We start from the raw sequence: 20,305 nt of genomic DNA on the forward strand, positions 1-20,305 counted from the left end.
TCTTATGCAGCCCCAACCTCAGCAGTAATGTGACTCCGAACATCGACCTTGCCGGTCACGACGTCAAAAATAAGGGCAGCGCGGCGCTCTTTGGATAGGTCGATTGCTTCCTTGGCATCAGCAATCGCAGCGTCGATCTCCCCTGTCTCGTAGTTGAGATAGTCAACAATCGCCTGCTGCTCTCGGGGAGGTGGGATTGGCACCCTGAGGTTCAGCAACTTCTCTGCTGTGAGGTGAGCGATTGTAGAAACATTGCAGAGCACGCCAAGGACGTTCGAGTCCCTGAGTGAGCGGAGCACATATTGCAGAAAGGAAGTGAGAGAGGTTCCCTTGCTCCGCACCCTATTGACGGTCTTCTGGAAACTCCATCCATCCATGTCGTGAAGCACGAGGTAACTGGTTCCGATTTTTCCGCCTTCGACAACAAGGAGGTCACCTGATCTTATAGAGAGGTTCTCGGCTTGATCCGGAGTAAATGGCATGGAGTTCACAACGGACAAGTCCAACCCAGCGTCCTGTATATTCGCGGCGCGAATGTAGGGCAGAACCTCGGCGTCAGGATGCACCTCCTGTCCGGCGTCAAGCATCTTTCCTAGCACGACATCGTAGTATCGGGCGATGCGAGATACATGCCAAGATGCAGGAACCTTGCCCAGCCACTCCACGTGGCTATCTTGCATTGGGACGTCTGGGTCAAGTCCCTTGGTAATAGCCTTCGTGATCGTTGCGGCCCGTCGCTCATTTAGCAATTCGATGAGTTCGTTCTGATCTTCGATGAAGGTGTCAATCTCCGCAGTTTCGGCGTCGAGGAATGTCGCCATTGCTTTTTGCTCGTCCACTGAAGGAAGAGCAATACGGGCCTGTCCAATGAGACTTTGATTCAGTAATTTTGCTCCGTAGATGTTCTCAATGGCGTTCTCACCGATAAAGAGAGGAAAGGCATAGTACGCGTACTGAAGCATTATGTTTTTGGTCTCCAAAAACGTAGCGATTGCCTCGTTGGTGTACATGTCACGGCCCGCAAAAGACACCTGCCCGACGGACAGCTTGAAGCTGAAAAGCAGGCTGCCCTTTGGAGTCATCGTAATTCGCGATGTTGCAACAGCATCATCGCTGATGCGCTTGGAAGTATCAGATAAGACCCGAGGACCGAGGTCCGATATATTTGCCCACAAGTTGTTTCCCTCAAAGGAGCTTGCCTCGCCCGTGGGCGGCGTCCATCCCACCGTCAACTTTGAAATACGGCTGATCTTGTTCAGATGCCAGTGCTTTGGGATTCGCGGAAGCCACTCGATACCACTGGCCTTATACTCCGAGTGGGGTTGAAGTTTACTCATGCCTTCACCGCTTCTAGGCGTGCCCGGATGCGTCCGAGCACGGCGTCAAGGTCATCGTCGATGGCTTCCAGAGAGCGCGGTTCCTGATACTTGTAGAAGTGGCGCGTGAACGGGATTTCATAGCCAACCTTCGTCTTCGAAGCATCAATCCACGCATCGGGCGCAAATGGCAGAACCTCTCGCTCGAAGTACGCCTGAACGTCCTCCGTAAGTGGCACATTTTCCGTGTCCCGCAATTCGGGATCAGCTTCCGGCGCGCCCTTAGCATTAATTACAATGCCGCCTGATTCGTCACGGGCCGCAAGCCCGGTCACGAGCGCCTTGAGCTGCGGCGAACTGAGCCTCGAACCAGCTTTCTTGAGTGCCGACTGGATGTCAGCCAAGAAGTCTTCGCGACTTACCCAAACCTGTTCGGGGTTCAATTTCGCCAGAGCTTCACGAATTGCGTCTGCTTCTCCTTCAGTCACTTTCGCCAAAACCTTGGACTCGAGAGCGGAGGCTACGCGATCCTCGGTGACGGCAAAGTTGGTCCGGAGGGGTCGCTCAATCGTGATCGTCTGGTAGCCAAAGTCGGCAATTCTTAGTACCTTGCTGTAGTCGGAATTGGTGTCGCAAGTGCCGTAGAGCTTAACGATGCGCTCAATATGTTTCTCTCCTAGTTCCTTGCGCTTGTCACCAAGACTTTTACGCATCTTCTGGAAGAACTGGTCACCAGAGGCGTCAATGAGCTGGACGGTTCCCTTGCGCTCCTCGGACTTTCGGTTGGACAAAACCCAGACATAGGTGGAAATGCCCGTGTTGTAGAACATGTCTGTGGGAAGAGCGATGATCGCTTCCAACAAATCGTTTTCCAAGACGTACCTACGAATCTCTGATTCGCCCGAACCAGCACCGCCTGTGAAAAGCGGTGAACCGTTCAAAACTATGGCAGCACGACCACCACCGTCTCGTACGGGGCGCATCTTCTTGATCAAGTGCATGAGGAACAAGAGCGAGCCGTCGGAGACTCGTGGGAGTCCCGGTCCGAAGCGCCCCTCGTAGCCCTCCTCCTTGTGTTCTTTTTCCACGGCTGTCTTGATTTTCTTCCAAGCGACTCCGAAAGGTGGATTGGAGAGACAGTAGTTGAAGGTCTTGCCAGCGTGTCCGTCATCAGTCAGCGTATTGCCGAGGACGATTGCTCCCACGTCCTGCCCCTTGATCACCATGTCTGCCTTGCAGATGGCATACGACTCCGGGTTAAGTTCTTGACCGGCGAGGGTTAGCGTGGCATCGGGGTTCATCTTTCGGATGTGCTCGTCCGCAACAGACAACATTCCGCCGGTCCCTGCGGTCGGATCGTAAATGGACCGGACAATATTCGGCTTGTCGAGGTCGCTATCGTCTGGCGCGAAAAGGATATCCACCATAAGCCGGATAACTTCACGAGGCGTGTAGTGATCCCCTGCTCCGTCATTAGTAGATTCGGCGAACTTCCTAATCAGTTCTTCGAAGATCAGTCCCATAGCAGTGTTCGTGACAACGCGGGGATGAAGGTCGATGGCGGCGAACTCCTGTGCGATCAGGAATAAGAGGCCGTGACCGTCTAGTTCTTCAATACGCTCTTCAAACTTGTACTTCTCGAAAATATCGCGGACGTTGTCTGAGAACTTGCTCACGTAGTCCAAGAGATTCGCTCGAATGTTGTCAGCGTCCCCCGTCAGCTTCTGAAAGTCGTACTTGGACGTGTTGTAGAAAGCGTGCTTGGACTTCCGGGGCAGCAACACCGTCAGTGGGATGCCGACGTCCTTGGACTTCTCGTACTCCGCCAGCACCTCGTCCTTCGTCTCTGCCAGTACTGCATCGAGACGGCGCAGGATGGTGAACGGAAGGACGATGGACCCGTACTGGTGTGGGCGGTAAGAACCGCGCAGTAGGTCAGCAATGCTCCAGATGAAGTTGGCGTAGTTCTGGTCGGACAAGGGGTCCCCCGGCGAGTTTGGTTGAGCAGGTAGTGGATGTCATGTTATCCCGGCCCAACGCCTGCTATTTCATGGCTGGCAGCAAAGAGGTGTGATACGAAAGGCGCATTAGGGACGGCTAGAAGACTGGGAGCTTTCCCGATGGTAGGCGACGTGGTCCATGCTGATCCCGTGCCTTGGATTCCGCTTCAGCGCTCCGATCGGGTGCCCCAGATCGTAGACGCGCCAGTCCTCGCTGATCGTCAAGGCATGCCCGTCAAACTTCTTATGGCAGTTCGGGCATAAGCATAGGATGTTGCCCGGCACATCTGGACCGTTATGGGGGGCTCCGAGGGGTCTGATATGGGCCGCTTCCGAGTAGGTTCCAACTGACGTGCGCAGCTGAGTACCGCAGACTTGGCAGACGTCGGAGTAGAGCTTCTTGACCTCCTCCGCGATCTTATAGTCGCGAACAATCCTGTTGGTCGTGATCCCGCGCCGCTCCGGCTCCTCGGCGCCTCCTGTCAGGCTGGCAAGGGAAGAAAGGAGTCCAGCCTCGGTTTGGCCGATCAGAGATCTAAGTTGATAGACGAGGACTTTGAATCCGTCCCGGAGTGCCCAATCCCAATGGACGACTACGTAGAGTCCGGCGTAGATGTAGCTGTTGTCTTGTCGGTTTCTCGTCAACACAGATTTCTTGACGAGAACCCTCACTGGACGTTCCAACTCGTAGTTGCGCACCAGTCCGAGGTTGCCCCTGACGAGCTGTTGGTCTGCAATATGGCGCCGTGTGTTTGCGTCCTGCCCACCGAAACCGGTGTACGTGATCAGGTCTCCATCAAAGGCGTCGTCCGTGTACCCGTCGGAAAGGCAAATTGCATCAACTCCTTCGGCGCCGCCGGAAATGCCAGCCTGTGTCTGCCGATGAACACCAGCTAGGAATGCCGCCCGGCGATTCACAAACTCCCACGGAGCAGGGTAACCCGGTAAGTCCCCATACGTGATGCCGGTTGACCTGCTCGGTTCCCCGACCTGTGCTGTCATAACTGCACCCCTTGAAAAGGCTCGGCCACTCTCCGTGATTCGCCACGTATCACGGGGCGAGTCCTCGATCCAGCCCCTTGAGCGCAAGTAGGACTTGGTCGCAGCTAGTCGTATCACCCAATTTGGGCGCGGACGCACCTTATCCTGCTCGCTCAGCGGCACGCGGAGGTCAGTTCCATTAAGTTTGGAACCGTATTGTTTTTCAATGGCAGAGACCAGCTGTCCTGTATGGAGTTCCCCGTTGTCTTGCTGAGACAGGACATCAAGAATCCGAGGTGCGTGAGTCGCACTATTAGTTCGTTGCACCATCAAGTCTTCCTTCGTTATTTAGCCGTTCTGCAACAGTTGACATCGTCCGCTAAGCATCTAGGCGAGCGGGCGCCCCTTCAACGTCAGCGGGGAGAAGCCAAAAGAAACCTAAAACAGTGAAGGCAGCAATAGCGAAAGCGAGCATGTCCTGCACGGCTGTATGTGTACTGAGAGCGCGAACTCGTCGGTCACGATCATCCCGGCCACGAACATGCCACCTGTAGTCCTTTATTCGCATTGGAAGGGCCATCATTCGATTTAGATGAGAGGCATCTTCTCTGAAATGGGCGGGCACGGCCAAACCCATGCCTGCGATCGTCCGACCCACATGGCCATTGTTGACACCCGTTATCCATACCAAAACCCCGACGTAAAGGGCAATGAAGCCGACCAGTATCTGAGCCACTATGGCGGGTCCATAGAGCAAGTTCTTCTGGGACGGAATATGGGCATAGATAGTCAGCGGCAACCATGCCATGAGCAGCCACATGGGCAGCAGCATTAGCGAGTCCTGAACGGCTCCCTTCCGGCGATCTCCCCATGTCCAGTTCTTTGGTTCGGAACTGCCATGGATGCTTACGGTCGCACCGACAGTAAGTGCAAAAACAACCAAGTATGCCCCCGCAAAGCCAAGTAGAGACTGCGGCACCTGCACGGGCGCATCCGGTCGGCCAATCGCTACCGTTAGGGACCAATAAACGGCGGCGAAGATGCTAGCAACAACTGACACCAAATCTAATTTCGATCCTAATGTTGGCCGCACGAGCCCCATCCTGAGCCCGTTACTGAGGATGCACTCTCCGGCGAAAAGAGCTAGAAGGAAGCTTTGGATTGCGGCCCATAAGTCGAAGTAAGCACTGTCCAGCACTTGCACGAGGATCGGTACGACGAGAGCCAAACAACAGGCGAGGCTAATGGATACAGTGGCTTTGGTTCTCCATCCGTCTAAGGCGTTCCTTCGGGCGCCCCTATCCGAAATAAGGAGTAGGACGATGCCGCCTAGAGTGGTGACGATGGCCCCGAGCACAACCCCCACCGACCAAGGCAGACCTGCTGATCCGTTATTCCATCCGAGTGTGTAAGACGTGAGAAGTGCGAGTGCAACAATGGAGCACAGCGCACCCACCCCGGTCACGGCCAAGCGCCAGTAGATTCGCACGATTTCCGGCTTCTGCATAATTGTGGGGCTAGAACCGTTGCCAAGGTATTCCGGGCTGGATTCGATGACGGTGAGCTTTTGCAACTCCGTTTTTCCCACTTTGATCGCTGGGCCCGCCAGAATGGCTCCCAGTATTGCAAAAACCAGACCGGTTGCAGTTTCAGACAGGTCTGGGCTGCCCGACAACGCGGTGGCCCCGGATGTGGCCACGAGAAATACTGCCGAGGTAACTATCCATGGGTAGTCCTCTCTGAAGGACCAGACACCGCGACGCAGCCTGCGGACGACCAATAGCCACCATACTGCGCCCACCACCGCGCTGAGGAGAAACAGGAGAGAGACCGGCTGATCAATGCTGGAATGAGTCGCAACAACAGCGGGAGAGACGTAAAGGGACGCGCCCGCAACTAATTCCAGAGTGGAAATTCCAGCGACACTCGTCGCTGTGCCTGTGGCGTCGGGAAATCGCTGAGGCGAGAGACCAACTGCGAGCCCAAAAGCAGCCGCCGCAATCACGAATAGGAGGGTAACGAGGCTGGCACTCCAGAAGAGAGTCACTGTAAGGAGGGCAACGGCGACAGGAACGGCAACCGCTAGGGACAGGCACGTGCTCAAGAAATGCCGCCAGCCTACAGCCCACATAATCGACGAGCCCAGCACCAATAGCGAAGCACAGAGAGACACGAGCGAGGCCTGCCCAGCTTGTGTCAGTCCTACTGCACCGCTGTCTATTCCCGCGACAAAGCAGTACGCGATGAACGCCCCCCATGCAATGGCGACGGCTCCGGAGGTTAGTACAGTCCTACCTTTAGCGACCGTAGATGGGTTTGAAAAGGCGTTTCGCAACCTTTGAACAAAATCTGCCCAAAGCCATGCGAGCAGCCCGGCGGCGCCGATGAGAAAACCCGCGTGATACCACCCCGCTGCGTTCAGTTGATGAGCACGCGGCATCGTCCAGTTAGGCTGTACGGAAGCGTCAGTCATCCAGACAACAACAACCACCACTCCCGAGGAAACCCCGACAAATCCTGCGGACCCTCGAAGTAAATACCCGTCAGGCCTAGGAAGCTTCGAACTTGCCCATGCAAGGGCACCAGCGAACAAGGGTAGGAATAGCCCATCTCCCCAAGTCGCGCTGCGGTAATCGAAAAGCCCCGGAAGACTGCTGGGATGCGACCCGGAAAACCACCACACCGATAGAGCCCCAAACCCGGATAGACACACTGCCAAAGCAAGAATTGACGATGCCCACAGCGATCGGTTCATCGCAGTCCCCCTGCTAGCTCAGCGCAACGATTACTGCCCAAGTATCACTCAGGGACTGTCTCCTGCAAGGAAGGCGCGAGTGCAATAGCGGTCTTCGAGTGCGTAGGTCTATCCCTCTTTCCGGTGCTGCGTGGAGAGCCTCCGCAGGGCTGGTAAGAGCAGCGATTCCCCTGACTGCTCCTTCGATAATGCACAAAGGGGCTATGGCTATTCGTTTCGCCGCTGGATTCGCACCCACGCCAAGTACTTCGCTCCCGATGACACACCGGGACGGGACGAGGTCTAGGCGATAAGCTGTTCCCTATCCGAATTGAAAAGCCGGATGTTTCCAAAAAGAAGACCCCCGCTCTCCCTCTCGGGCTGGGTGGGGGTCTTTTGGGTTTTAAGCGGGATTATGCTCTTGAAGCGTTGTCTCTTGCACCCGGTGGACAGGCTTCCCCTCCGTGCGATCTTCCCAGCGGATAGTCGCCAATCGCGGGAGCTGCGGGCCTACCGCCTGCTGAAGACCCGGCTTGACGCGCGCATGGAACTCATATTTTTCGAGAGGACGCACTTTTTCGACGTGCAATTCTTGACCTGCCATGAATTCAGGAAGAGCCACGTCCAGCTCATGGGCATCACGAGTCCCGGCGTTGAAGATAAGATAGCGGTCCGTACCGTTGCTGACTATCTCCCAGCGATAACCCATGGCCCTTTCGAGAGTGAGAGCGCGCTGCTCCGCCTTCTCTGCCGCTGTCGCAGATTTCTCGGCGGCTGTCGCCGAGGTTTCCGCTGCGTGCGCCTGACGCTTGTTGTACCAAAGGGCAATGACCGAAATGATCGCCGCGCCGAGCGCCATCCAAAAAGCTAAAAAGTCCATCAGGAAATCTTATATTCCGCGACTTCACTACCGGCAATTCGCTCTTTTTCTTCAGCTGCTCTCCCGCTGCCGCTCCCCCATTTGAAGATGTGCGCCTGATCCTATCCGGCAGTTATGACTTCCCGTCCTGATATACGTACACATCCCGACAGCGCTCAACAATGGCGCGACTCTAGTCCTCCTCGATTACCCCTCGCTTGGCTCGCATGATGCCGACGAAGCGCCGCAGGTGAGTCCATCCTTCCCGTTCTTCCCCCGCTGCGCGGTCACGGATCATCTTCAGCGCCGGTTCTGGCTTTAGGATGACCGACGATGCGTCCAAGAGCATGGGGTGAGTCGGTGTGCTCAGCGAGCTATGACAGTTTTTCGTCGGTCACACCGGGAGATCAAAGCAAGTGTCACCTTGTGGTGAAGACGGGGGACCATGAGGACATCGAGCACTTCTGCCGTGATGTTGGTTCGCGTAGCAGCAGTGACCTGATCCTGCCATCGTTCCGACCGGGCCAACTCCATCAGTTCGGCTTCCGTGTAGCTACCGATCATGAGTAGTGGCGCGTTGCTTCGTGACTCTTCATCTGAATCTCTTCCATCCATTCCGGGTCAGTACTTGAGATGACGCGAGAGATGTGCATGACTCCATCCGGGTCCCTCCTCATATCAACGCCGACGACATCCTCGCTAGCAATGGTCCTGCACAAGGAAATGAGCGTGCTGGCTTCGAGGAAATAGCAGTGCTTGCCCCTTTCGTTCTCCGACGAGAGGAAGTACCCGTTGAATAGGTATTCACCTTCGACCTCTACACCGTCATCCCCCACGTAGGGTTCGTCGATCTCTTTGCAGCTATGGACGAGTACGAAACTGTGCACGATCACATTGCATAGCTTGGCAAGGGTGATCTGGGCCTTGATGGGATTTGCGAGGTCGTAAATGACATCGATCTCGTGGCGGTTGTAAACGTCAGGTAGTGGTCCGATGCGCTGGTGCCGCGCGATTGGAATCTGTTTTGCGGCGAGCCTATCCGAGAGTTTGCGAGCTTCGAGGAGTCTTCGTATTGCGTAGCCCGCCATCATAAGGTCTTTCTCGACGCGGAAGCTTGACCGTTCCGTCCAATGAGTCTGGCGGGTCTTCCGTTCCAGCCGTCTGGCTATGCGCCAGAGTTCGTACCGCCATGGAACAGAGTCGGAAATCATTCGGCCATAGTATCCGGAGCCGGGTGTCCGCAAACGATCCTTCTCGGACACACTCGACACCAACGCAGTTCGTATTGCAAACAGTGTCACAAAAGCCGTCTCAGAATCATTGTCAACTTTGTAGACACCATTTACGAGTTATGAAACACTCTGGTCATGGGACTTCTCGGTTACGCTCGCGTCAGCACCTTTGAACAGAACTTGGACCTCCAGCTCGACGCATTGAAAGAAGCTGGCTGCGTCAAGATTTACTCCGACAAGGGCATCTCGGGAGCCAAGGCAGAGCGCCCCGGTCTCGATGAGATGCTGCGGAACCTACGTCCCGGCGACACCATTGTTGTCTGGAAGCTTGACCGTATCGCCCGAAACACTTTGAACCTGCTCACACTTGTCGAGAAGCTGGACGCAGAGGGCTGCGCGTTTCGGTCGCTGACGGATGGCATCTCGACAGATGGTCCAATGGGCCGGGCGTTCCTGACGATAGCGTCAGCGTTCTCTACCCTAGAACGAGACCAGAATATCGCGCGCACTTCGGCGGGGCTAGCAGCAGCCCGCGCAAGGGGTCGCGTGGGTGGCAGGAAGCCGTCACTCACCGTAGGGCAGGCACAGCAGGTCAAGGCGCTCTACGAGGCAAAGATGTCCGTCACGTCGATTGCCGCGACGATGGGCGTTTCACGACAGACCATCTACCGCTACCTCGAATTACAGAACGAATCGGTTTCGATCTAGCTCTCGGGTAGGCCTAGTTCTTTACCAGCGACAGCCGAGCAGTGCCGGGTTTTCTCAGTTCCTCCTTCTCTAGGTTCACCCATTCGATCCATTTGATGCGCTTCGCGTTCAGGGTATTGCTGTGCCCGGTCTTTTGGCTCGGGCCGGGGTACGGCTGACTCTTGCCGATGATGATCGCTTCGATACCCAGCCTGATGCGCTCGTGCTGCTGACTCTTAGATAGGGTCTTCCAAAATTCCGCTACGTCCATTAGCTGCGCATTGGTTGTTGCATGGTCCCGGAGTGCAGCGATTTCCTCAGTGATAACACCCACTCTGACGTCGATGTCTGAGCGGTTCCGTTTCAATTCCTCTGCTGACATTTCCCTATCAGCACGCATGATCAGCATGCTGTCGAGCCTTGCGGCAAGCTTTGCCCTCTCATTCTCGAGCTGAATTATGGTGGAGTCGTTGTTAGCATTGTTTGCATTCTTGCCAATTCGACCGTCCATCATCTCGTACTCGACCCACCCGAGGTAGAGTTTGATGATTTCCTTTTCAAGGGTCAAAGCACCAACTCGCATGTTGCCGCATGACGGTGCCTTCCTCCACTTCACGGCATTTGTCCGCGAGCAGCGGTAGGACGCGTACCGCTTCCGTTGCTTCTTGGCGTCCCATCCCTCGCCGTCGTAAGCCATGACTCCACCGCAGTTGGCGCATATGACAAGGCCGCCTAAAAGGCTTTTGCTTGGGCGCTTACCCCGTTTAGCGTTCACCAGTTTTCTTCGCAGGTCTTCCCAATCCGGGATGGTGACCAGAGCATCCCATCGCGCCTCATGCATGGTCACTTTGTCTTCAAGAAAGTTCGGTGTCGTAAGTATCTGATAGGTGGACAACGATCCACGGTCAGCCTGCGTTATATGCATGCGTCGCCCGGTGATGCTCGGGCCGATCAAACCATTCCTGAACGAAGTATGTTCGAGCTGATTCATACCTGTTTCAGCTCTGAATTGGAGCAGGGCTTCAGTGAATGTCTTGCCCCCGAGAATGTTCGCAACGGCTCGCTGGAGAGCGGGACCAGTTACGGGGTGGGGTACGAGTTTTGATTTTTCTACAAGGACTTTTTCGTCATCTTCGATAGCATCAACAACATTGACGAGCACCTCCTGACCATCTGCTGGTACCGACTTATAGCCGAGCGGCACTCTGCCGCCATTCCACAGACCAGATTTAGCTTGGGTGCGCTTCTTGAGGATCAATCGCTCTGATTTGGCGTCGGACTCCTTCTGAGCCACCGCAACGAGAATCGACGCGGTCATGATCCCATCGGAAGTGGACAGGTCAAGCCGCGAGCCCTGTACGGAGTAGAGTGTCAGCTTTTGGTTGCTTATCAATTGGGTGAGCTGAACGAGTTCAGAGGTTCGACGGTACAGCCGGTCGGTATTCCAACAGACAATCGCGTCTACTTCAGCCTTCTTCACTAAAGCAAGCAAGCGCTGGTAAGCAGGACGTTCCCGCTTTGTGTACTTGGACGCACTGATGGAGTTATCGAAGAAGGCTCCGTGGGTATTGAAGCCGACAGTCTGTACTTCCCCCGTGTCAGGTACGAGCACGACCTGACTGTCGTTCGCCATCATGCGCTGGACGACTCCGAAGCACTCGTTGATCTGAGCTGCCACGTTGACGGCTTTCCCCGAACGGTCGTCGCTGATTCGGGCGTAGATGGCAACTCGCATGGGCCGATTCTATCCACGGCTTGCCCCTACCACTGGGAGGTTGAAAGCGGTGAACCCGCTTTTGCTGAAACTGCGTGAGTGGTCCTACCAATCAGAAGCAGCAAATCGTTGAATAGATCGGAGCAGCTATCTCAAGGCGCCAAATGAACGTTCGCATATGCGAGCTAGTCGGCGGATTTGGTTATTGGACAAGGGAACCGGCTCGGTTGCGAGTCTAGGTCTAGAGGTGCCCGCCTGATCTATCCCGCAAGGCGCCTAACGGCGTCTTGGAAAACTTCCAGTCGCAATTCATCAGCTTCACCTCGGTACGCCATAGCAAGTGCAGCAGCTTCGAAAACGCCTTCATCTGGAGTTAGCCACTTGTCTGCGGACACGACGACCGTTGTCTCAAAGTAGTGAACTAGAGCCTCACCTAGGCTGGTCACCGACGCGATGCTGCCGAGGGCTGGATCGAGGGTGGGCGTTGTAGCGGCGTTACGGTCAACGAGGAAAGACCACCTTTTTCTTCGCTTCGGTTCCAAGTCCTTCCTCACACGTTTGTGCCCTTCAAGACTGCTAGTGCGGGTCGTATGAAGCCCCAAACTGCGTGCCCTTTCCCTAAGCGCGCAAAGAGCAGCCCGGTCTTCCGCCGAAGTCTTTGCCGTAGCCGCCGCCCGCAGCCTACCTTCAATAATGGCCAGAATATCCTCGGCGACGACAGTCCTGACAAAAACGTCGATCGATGATGCTTTGCGATCCCGATGAATTTCCACGCATCTCCTCGCGACACGCAAAAGATCGCGAGGCAGACCTCCCGACCATGCATGACAAAACGCGCCCACTATCGGGGGGAACCCCTCCGCGCGTGCGGAAAGTACATTAAGTGATTCCGCCAATGTAAGCGGCGGAACTCTAACAATCGTGTCGAATGATGAATCAAATGCATCCCTCGACGGCAAACCACGCTGCTCGAAAGTGTGTAGAGCGTCGGTCGAAACTGAAACCACGAAGTGAACGCCGTCAATGTGGAACAGGTCTTTCAGATCGTTCACCGTATCGATCAGGTCCTCTGTGAGACTGATCTTGTCCAACTCATCTATGGCAACCACTATTGGGGTGGGATATTCGTCTCGGGCGTACTTGGCGAGCAACGCCCGCAGGTCGTTCATAATATCGGCATGGGATAGGGCTCGGTCCTTCAGGGTTATGGAGTCTTCGTCTTCCAGCCCCAAGAGTCCACCCATCAGCTTGAAAGCATTCTTGCTCTTAGAGTTCGACTCCGAGTCGAACTGCATACGCCTAATCGCCGTCCGGGCGACGTCAGGGGCAAGCTTAGGAGCAGGAGCTAGCGCGACGTGAGTCAGCCGACGAAACGGATTGCGGAAGATTCTCCATGACTTTTCGGAGACACTGGCGAGCAATGGTCTCGCGGCGCTGACTGCGGTAAGCCCGACTAATAGAGCTGATCCAATTGCAACGACGCCTAGAATGCTTGCCGCCCCCATCCCTTCACCCAGTGAAGGTTTGTAGGGGAGTAAATCCCATAATATGAGGCTCAAGCCAGCGAATCCGACCAGAAGTGCGACAGTGATCCGAACGCCAAAAACACGAAGTCGTTGCTGCGCAGGACTCCGAGTGGTACTGCTGCTTTCGACTTGACTTAGTACGTCCTCAGCGACCTTCCGGTGGAGCCGACGTACGAAGTCGATGGGTTCGTACCTGACCGGCGCGGTCATCGGCACCACCCGCAAGCTAGTTTTCGGGTCGCTATCCAAGCCTCGCATCAAAGTTGATTTGCCGCTACCGCGAGGTCCGGCAATTCCGATCGCCGAAGAGGCGTGACCTGCTATGAAATCCCGCAAGAAACGGCCCGAAGCAGAAGGAACCACGACTGAGGTTCCGAGTTCGACGAGGCGCGGCGCGTCAGTTGGGAAAGCTAGTTTGCCTTCGGGACCGAGCACCTCATTTAAAGTCCGAGAAAAGGCTTCCTGAACGAGTGTTCGGGCTTTATCTACCAGTTCCTCGGTTGCGATTTGTACAGCGAGAGTCGCGTTGAGCTGTTTAAGCTTCGCTCTTATCCTAGCTAGTCCAAGCACATTTATTAGCGCTATAAGCAAGCCTAGTGTCGCGAACGCTGGGACGATCCCCAACACAGGATACGAACGAGAAACCTCGTCTAGGCCATATTGTATGTTGGCGCCAAGGCTAAAAACAATGATTCCAACAGATGCACAAACCCCCACAAGCGCCACCCAGCGAAGTCTGGATGGCCTACGCCGCAGCACTGCGATAGCAGTCTCCTCCGCTGCGATGAAAGATGCAATCTCCGGCTTTAGTTGTTCAAGGATTTCAGGGAACGTCTCCTGAATGCGGCGGTCCAACGACCCCCGAAATTCCACGTAGGGAAGATAGTCATCCGAGTCGGCAATCTCAGTGTAGAGGTCGAGAAGATTAGAAGCTTTCATGCCATCGACGGCCTCCCATGCCTCCGTCGCACCCATTGCCACTCCCTCGTCTTCAAACGATCAGTGTTCGTGGTTCTGAACCCACGACCGAAACACTACATCTGCGCCCCAGAAGCGGGACGTGGGCTAAGGATACGGCGCCAGTCGTTGCATCTCGTCGCAGACTCGCAGGTCCCCTCCGGAACCGGCAGAGAAGGAGGGGGCCGTCGTGGGTTTGCTGTAACTGGCATGGACGGTGCACATTCCAGGAAGGCCACTATTAAGTGCAATCAGCATGTCGAGGCTCTCGGCTTCCCGCACCTCCCCCACCACGAGCCGGTCGGGGCGCATGCGCAACGCCTCTTTCACCAGCCGACGAAGTGGAATTTCGCCCTCACCTTCGAGGTTCGGCTGCCTGCACTGCAGACCTACTACGTCACGGAGCGGAAACTGCAATTCGAAGATTTCCTCGACAGTAATGACACGCTCCCGGCTTCCGATGCTGGCCGCCAGACAGTTCAACATCGTGGTCTTGCCGGCCTGGGTGGCCCCCGACACGAGGACGTTGAGTCCGCTGGATACTGCAGCGCCCAGAAATCGCGCTGACTGCGGGGTCAGCGTTCCCAGCTCCACCAGATGTTCCAGACGACTGGCCTTCACGACGAACTTGCGAATGTTCACGGCCCAGTGGCGGCGGGTCACGTCTGGAATAACGACGTGCAGCCTGGAGCCGTCCGGCAACGCAGCATCGACAAACGGCGACGACATATCGAGCCTTCTACCGGAGCTTTTGAGCATTCGCTCCACGAGGTCACGCACCTGCTGCTCCGTAAGACTCACCGATGTCAGCTCTGATTCGCCGTTGCGCGCCACATAGATCTCGTTGGGTGCGTTGAGCCAAATCTCCTCGATCGAGGGATCGTCGAGGAGCGGTTGAAGTACCCCGAACCCTGCGACGGCGTCGAAAAGAAACCGGCGGGCTGCATCAAGGGGACCAAGCGGCGGGAGCGGCCCCATCAGTGCCCGTTGGTCATAGTCAGTGACCGCGGCCTCGACCAACCGCCGGACCTCGCCGGCCTGCCTGAGCGGATCCAGCCCCCGGCGGCGGATGAGCTCCCGGACTTCGTCCTCGACTATTCCCAGCGCGTCCATATGTTCCCCCATACAACTGCCGCCCCCGGCGGAGGCAGTGCGACTGGGTTACAGCCTAAGTAGAGGACCCCGGCGCAACAAGTCATTCGATGACTCTGTGGATAACCGACGAAGAGCAGGTTTCGCTGAGAACTACAAGATTCCGCGACGAGACCACAGGACTCCCGTAGTTACTATCAGGATTAGTCGTTGCGCGTGCAACACGAAAAGGGCGTCTTACCGGGTCATGCCCGCCGTCCGTCCCCCGAGGTCACAGGCGTCGATACGCGTATTCAGTGCATGAGCGAGTAGCATACAAGCTCGTGACTTCACTGATCCAGGACCGGCCCTCCAGGGCGTCGACTGCCGCCTTCGGAAAGGCCCCAAGGTCGTTTCTTGCTGAATGCCGCAGGCCCATTTGGAGCAGTATTCTTCTGGGTCTACTCGGATTTCTCGTTAGTTTCCTCGGCTCCTGGATTCCCTCGCCTTGGCTCGATGAAGCTGCGACCGCTCACATTATCAAGTATTCGGTCGCCGACATGCTCCAGTTGTGGCAGCACATAGACGGCGTTTTCGCACCGTACTATCTCTTCATACATTTCTGGGTCAAGATGACCGGACTCACACCGTTTGCCTTACAACTACCTAGTCTGCTGGCAGTAGGCGTTGGTACGGCTGCCATGGCCGCCACGGGCCGGGCAGTAGCCGGGTGGAAAAGCCAACTGTCTTATGCAGCCTGCTTCGCTCTGCTGCCAAGGGTCACGGCCATGGGGATCGAAGCGCGCCCCTATGCGATGTCAGCCGCATTCACTGCGCTTGCACTGCTGGCAGTCGTGAAGCTGCACCAAGGTAAGTCAGCCAGGTACTGGGTACTGCTCGGATTCTCGATGATCGGCGCTGTCGGAGCGCATCTCTTTGCCGCGCTGCCCATAATCGGACTCGTCCTAGTCGCCATAGTCGTGTTTCCCAGACGGTTGAAGCTATCCCTCGTTGCCACGAGTGTTGTATCAGGGATAGTTTGCCTCCCTCTCGCGATGGTTGGGGTTCACCAGCAGCAACAGGTTTCCTGGATCGCAAACGCTCCCTTCAATATTCCCAATCAAGCGCTGGTAGAGGCGTGGTTCCCCTCCCGCCTGGACCCGCGAAGCAGCCTTCTACTCGCCTCCGTCGCGGTATCCCTTTCGATTCTCGCCGCGCTGACCGTCCTTATCGCGTTGCTCGCAGGTCAACGACCATTACCCAGGGCACGCCTCGCCTTGGCTGCCGTACCACCCTTGCTCGCCGTAGGAGTTCTCTGGGCTGATTCAATTGTGGCTGAGCCAGTAGTGTTGGGCCGCTACTTCACATCGTCTACCCCGTTCTTTGCAATGCTCCTTGCCGAGTGCATCATGCTCCTGCCGGTTTACCTCAAGCAGTTGATCGCGTTGCTACTGGCTGTCGGGTGCCTGGTCTTGATCGTCTCGCAACGCGAGCCGTACGCCAAAATGCCCGCGAATGACTATTCATTCATAGCCTCAAGCCTGCGTGATCAGGCGAAGCGCGGGGATGGGCTGCTCATCGAGCCAAGTCCCGGCGGGACTAATACCGCCCGAAGCGCAATGGACCTGTACCCTTCCGACTTTGGTGACCTCGTAGACATCGCGCAACCGCATCCGGCTCCGCTCGACTACCCGATTTCTGTTGACGTGCCGATTGTCGGCTTCTCAACAGGCACTCCCCTGCCGTCGCACATCTGGTTGGTGACGGAAGTTGGCCAAGACAGCAAGTGGGCTGCTCAGCTGACCAACGTTGGCTTCAAACCCACTTCGGCGTCGAGTGGCCCAGCGCATACGGTCACTTTGTGGACTCGAACATAGGCACACCTTTGTAGAAGTGGCGAAGAACTCCCGCTGCCGGCTGCGTCGGCGAGCTCGAGCAGCGAATTGAAGATCGGCTGCGGGAGGTTCCCCTCCGTCTCGACACCAACGTGCTTTGAACGTCACCTGTGGGGATTGAGGAACCTCAAGATTTTCCTCAGTAAAGCTCAAGATTCCACTTGCATGACCACAGGATTCACACTGGTAACACTAGAATCACTGGTTCCCCTAGTAACACAGGTGCTATGGTGAGCGCGTTATTTATCGAAATAGCACTATCAGGTGCCTTCCTGGGGGAAATCACCTGAGCAGTATCCAAAGAGGCGCTCCGGGGAGCGCCCCATTGTCTCCGGAGCACATATGAAGCGGAACCCGTCTCAGTCCGTCGTGAAGTCCCTCGGGACGGCCCTGTTGGCCCTATCGTTGCTGAGTGGGCCTGGTCAAGCCGGAGCGGCCATCGCTGTGGAGCCCAGTCCCACACCCCTTCCGCCACAATCCACGTCGACGTCGTCTGAGCCAACGCCGTCCGCGACGGAATTGACTGCAGCACCGACGCCAACTACCACTGCGTCGCCGCAACCTTCCATCGAAGCCAGTTCGCCGGCGTCGGCCCCTACTGAGTCAATGGCCCAGGCCATTGGGCCGGGTGGAGCGGAAATGGGGCAAAGGTCTAAGCGCGTAACCTCTTCTTCGACGTCGGCATCCGTCCAAAAACTCAGTGCGGAGTCACTCGCAACAGAAGGCACGTGGATGCCCTCGTTTGGCGTCCAAGGGCTTGACGTGAGCGGACACCAGACCAGTGTCGACTGGCAGCAACAGTGGAATATGGGAGCCAGATTCGCCTACGTCAAGGCTTCCGAAGGAAATTACTTCACAAACGACCTCTTTAGCTCCCAGTACCAGGGAGCCCGGAACGTGGGCATGATCCGGGGCGCGTATCACTTTGCTATCCCGAACTGGTCTTCCGGAGCAGACCAGGCACGCTATTTCGTTCAGAACGGTGGCGGCTGGTCTGGGGACGGTTACACCATGCCGCCCGTTCTCGACTTCGAGTTCAACCCCTATGAGGGCCGGACAATTAATGGCTTCTACTTTGGCAACACCTGCTACGGCATGTCCCAGGCGCAACTGACAAGCTGGGTCCAGGACTTCGGCAACACCATGAGGTCGTTGACGGGGAGGCTGCCTGTAATTTACACGAACACCAACTGGTGGAATCAGTGCCTTGGCAATCCCGCTGGTTTTGGTGACTATCCCTTGTGGGTTGCGGCCTACCCATACTCTGCCACTAACGATGCTGGCGCCATTCCCACTGGGAGTTGGGGAACTTACAGCATTTGGCAATACAGCAGCACTGGGCCTTTCGCGGGTGACTCCAACGTGTGGAACGGGGACTACGCCGGGCTCAAGGCTTTCGCTGGAACCGCCATTCCGCCGGCCGCCAGCCAGGGCATAAGCGACGTCAGAGGTCGCACCCCGGAACTGGGAACCCAGACATCGGCAATAGTTTGCGGTCTGCGCGACGGCGGGTGCTACCAGAGCTACCAAAATGGTGCAGTGGTCTGGTCGCCTGCCAACGGAGCGCAGCCGAGCCCCGCGGGTCCGATCCGGACTGCCTGGCAGGCAGCCGGGTTTGAAAACGGAACACTGGGCTATCCCACGTCTGCTGTCATCTGCGGCCTGAAGAACGGCGGCTGCTTTCAGGACTTCCAGAATGGGGCGATCATTTGGACATCAGGCACCGGTGCGCAAGTCAGCGTCAGGGGACCCATCCGAACGGCGTGGGCCAGCGCTGGGTTTGAAAACGGACCCATGGGTTATCCACTGGAAAGGCAGGTATGTGGTCTATCCAGCCAAGGTTGCTACCAGAACTTCCAGTCGGGCGCGATCTTGTGGTCGCCAGGCACTGGGGCCAAACTCAGCCTCAACGGTCTTATCCGGACAGCTTGGCAAAAGACCGGCTTTGAGGCTGGACCCTTGGGATACCCCACCAGCGACACGATCTGCGGACTTCGGGACGGCGGTTGCTTCCAAAGCTTTCAAACAGGCAGCATCGCGACCTCAACGGCCAACGGAACCCACATCGTTTGGGGCGAGATGGAGTCAGCCTGGCGCGCTTCCGGCCGGGAAGCGGGACCGCTGGGATACCCTGCAGCCGATGAAGTCTGCGGCCTAAAAAACGGGGGATGCTGGCAAATATTCGAAAAGGGGGCCACCGTCTGGTCCCCGGCCACTGGAGCCCAATTGAGCCCCACTGGACCAATCCGCACGTTGTGGCTTCAGCAAGGGGGCGAGAGCGGTCTTATGGGATATCCCACCGGCCCTCAAACGTGCGGCCTGGTGAGCGGCGGATGCTACCAGGAATTCGAAGGCGGGGCGGTTATCTGGTCCGCTGCCACCGGTGCCCGAACCAGCCTGCCAGGACCAATCCGTACGCTCTGGGCCACAACAGGCTACGAGAACGGTTCACTCGGATACCCCACCAGTAACCAGGTCTGTGGCCTGAAAGACGGAGGCTGCTACCAGAACTACCAAAACGGGGCCATCCTCTGGTCCCCCGGCACCGGCGCCCAACCCAGCCTTTCAGGACCAATCCGCACACTCTGGGCCACAACAGGGAACGAGAACGGTCCACTCGGATACCCCACCAGCAACCAAGTCTGCGGCCTGAAAGACGGAGGCTGCTACCAGAACTACCAAAACGGGGCCATCCTCTGGTCCCCCGGCACCGGCGCCCAACCCAGCCTTTCAGGACCAATCCGCACACTCTGGGCCACAACAGGGAACGAGAACGGTCCACTCGGATACCCCACCAGCAACCAAGTCTGCGGCCTGAAAGACGGAGGCTGCTACCAGAACTACCAAAACGGGGCCATCCTCTGGTCCCCCGCCACGGGGGCACAGCTAAGTCCCAACGGACCCATCAGATCCAAGTGGGGCTCCATGGGATATGAACTGAGCGAGTTGGGGTATCCCACAGGCGCCGTAGTATGCGGTCTACGTGACGGTGGCTGCTACCAGAATTTCCAAGGAGGAGCCATGCTGTGGTCGCAATCTACGGGAGCCCAGCCCAGCAGCGGCGCCATTCGTGTACGGTACGGCAGCCTGGGATATGAAAACAGTTTCCTGGGTTACCCCATCGCGGCGACGTCCTGCACGTTGGCAAACGGGGCTTGCTTCCAGAACTATCAGGGCGGATCCATCACCTGGAGCACGACCACCGGGACAAGCGTCAGCACCACGCGCCGGTAACGGCAGTGGTGCCTGCTGGGGAAGCAGCAGGCACCACTGAAACGGCTGGTCCAGGCAACAGGCATAGAAAAAGGTTGAAGCGTCGCTTCAACCTTTTTC

11 protein-coding genes and 1 pseudogene are annotated in these 20,305 nt (G+C 56.8%); 3 read left to right on the forward strand and 9 right to left on the reverse strand.

Annotated features, from left to right (window positions below; genetic code table 11):
* Window positions 1-2: 2 nt before the first annotated feature.
* The 6 genes from FBY36_RS01260 to FBY36_RS01285 form a co-directional block, all read right to left on the reverse strand.
* Complete coding sequence (locus FBY36_RS01260) at window positions 3-1,337, reverse strand: restriction endonuclease subunit S (RefSeq protein ID WP_142116974.1); 1,335 nt, start codon at window positions 1,335-1,337, stop codon at window positions 3-5.
* Window positions 1,334-3,295 carry a type I restriction-modification system subunit M gene (locus FBY36_RS01265; RefSeq protein ID WP_142116975.1) on the reverse strand — a complete coding sequence of 654 codons (1,962 nt, stop codon included), beginning with the start codon at window positions 3,293-3,295 and terminating at the stop codon, window positions 1,334-1,336. The genes FBY36_RS01260 and FBY36_RS01265 overlap by 4 nt, the downstream gene beginning before the upstream one ends.
* Before the next feature lie 108 nt (window positions 3,296-3,403).
* Entirely contained in the window at window positions 3,404-4,318 is a 915-nt protein-coding gene (locus tag FBY36_RS01270; protein WP_142116976.1) for a YDG/SRA domain-containing protein, read from the reverse strand.
* Window positions 4,319-4,676: 358 nt separating this feature from the next.
* Complete coding sequence (locus FBY36_RS01275; protein ID WP_142116977.1) at window positions 4,677-6,302, reverse strand: hypothetical protein; 1,626 nt, start codon at window positions 6,300-6,302, stop codon at window positions 4,677-4,679.
* A gap of 1,132 nt (window positions 6,303-7,434) precedes the next feature.
* Entirely contained in the window at window positions 7,435-7,911 is a 477-nt protein-coding gene (locus FBY36_RS01280) for a hypothetical protein (RefSeq protein WP_142116978.1), read from the reverse strand.
* 539 nt (window positions 7,912-8,450) lie between these two features.
* A complete protein-coding gene (locus tag FBY36_RS01285; protein ID WP_142116979.1) occupies window positions 8,451-9,101 on the reverse strand; it encodes a hypothetical protein in 651 nt (216 codons plus the stop codon).
* 156 nt (window positions 9,102-9,257) lie between these two features.
* On the opposite strand from FBY36_RS01285, the gene FBY36_RS01290 reads away from it, so the two are divergent.
* A complete protein-coding gene (locus FBY36_RS01290; RefSeq protein ID WP_142116980.1) occupies window positions 9,258-9,830 on the forward strand; it encodes a recombinase family protein in 573 nt (190 codons plus the stop codon).
* Between the two features lie 13 nt (window positions 9,831-9,843).
* On the opposite strand, the gene FBY36_RS01295 is transcribed toward FBY36_RS01290, so the two are convergent.
* The 3 genes and pseudogenes from FBY36_RS01295 to FBY36_RS01305 form a co-directional block, all read right to left on the reverse strand.
* Window positions 9,844-11,544 (reverse strand): recombinase family protein, encoded by a 1,701-nt coding sequence (locus tag FBY36_RS01295; protein WP_142116981.1) that lies wholly within the window; start codon window positions 11,542-11,544, stop codon window positions 9,844-9,846.
* A 239-nt stretch (window positions 11,545-11,783) separates the two neighbouring features.
* The gene (locus tag FBY36_RS01300; RefSeq protein ID WP_142116982.1) at window positions 11,784-14,024 is read right to left on the reverse strand and encodes a P-loop NTPase fold protein; all 2,241 of its coding nucleotides are present in this window, start codon (window positions 14,022-14,024) and stop codon (window positions 11,784-11,786) included.
* Window positions 14,025-14,210: 186 nt separating this feature from the next.
* Window positions 14,211-15,119: pseudogene (locus FBY36_RS01305) on the reverse strand (CpaF family protein); the annotation flags it as partial.
* A gap of 302 nt (window positions 15,120-15,421) precedes the next feature.
* Between FBY36_RS01305 and FBY36_RS01310 the strand changes: the two are divergent.
* Together FBY36_RS01310 and FBY36_RS01315 are read left to right on the forward strand one after the other, a co-directional pair.
* The gene (locus FBY36_RS01310; RefSeq protein WP_142116983.1) at window positions 15,422-16,954 is read left to right on the forward strand and encodes a glycosyltransferase family 39 protein; all 1,533 of its coding nucleotides are present in this window, start codon (window positions 15,422-15,424) and stop codon (window positions 16,952-16,954) included.
* Between the two features lie 750 nt (window positions 16,955-17,704).
* Entirely contained in the window at window positions 17,705-20,206 is a 2,502-nt protein-coding gene (locus tag FBY36_RS01315; protein WP_142116984.1) for a GH25 family lysozyme, read from the forward strand.
* Window positions 20,207-20,305 lie beyond the last annotated feature (99 nt).

The sequence above is a fragment of the Arthrobacter sp. SLBN-122 genome (assembly GCF_006715165.1).
GTDB lineage: Bacteria > Actinomycetota > Actinomycetes > Actinomycetales > Micrococcaceae > Arthrobacter.

Excerpts from the sequence above, each read along its gene's own strand:
- FBY36_RS01300 (WP_142116982.1), bottom strand. The coding sequence starts at position 14,024 with ATGGGTGCGACGGAGGCATGGGAGGCCGTCGATGGCATGAAAGCTTCT.
- FBY36_RS01290 (WP_142116980.1), top strand. The coding sequence starts at position 9,258 with ATGGGACTTCTCGGTTACGCTCGCGTCAGCACCTTTGAACAGAACTTG.
- FBY36_RS01280 (WP_142116978.1), bottom strand. The coding sequence starts at position 7,911 with ATGGACTTTTTAGCTTTTTGGATGGCGCTCGGCGCGGCGATCATTTCG.
- FBY36_RS01260 (WP_142116974.1), bottom strand. The coding sequence starts at position 1,337 with ATGAGTAAACTTCAACCCCACTCGGAGTATAAGGCCAGTGGTATCGAG.
- FBY36_RS01295 (WP_142116981.1), bottom strand. The coding sequence starts at position 11,544 with ATGCGAGTTGCCATCTACGCCCGAATCAGCGACGACCGTTCGGGGAAA.
- FBY36_RS01270 (WP_142116976.1), bottom strand. The coding sequence starts at position 4,318 with ATGACAGCACAGGTCGGGGAACCGAGCAGGTCAACCGGCATCACGTAT.
- FBY36_RS01315 (WP_142116984.1), top strand. The coding sequence starts at position 17,705 with ATGCCCTCGTTTGGCGTCCAAGGGCTTGACGTGAGCGGACACCAGACC.
- FBY36_RS01285 (WP_142116979.1), bottom strand. The coding sequence starts at position 9,101 with ATGATTTCCGACTCTGTTCCATGGCGGTACGAACTCTGGCGCATAGCC.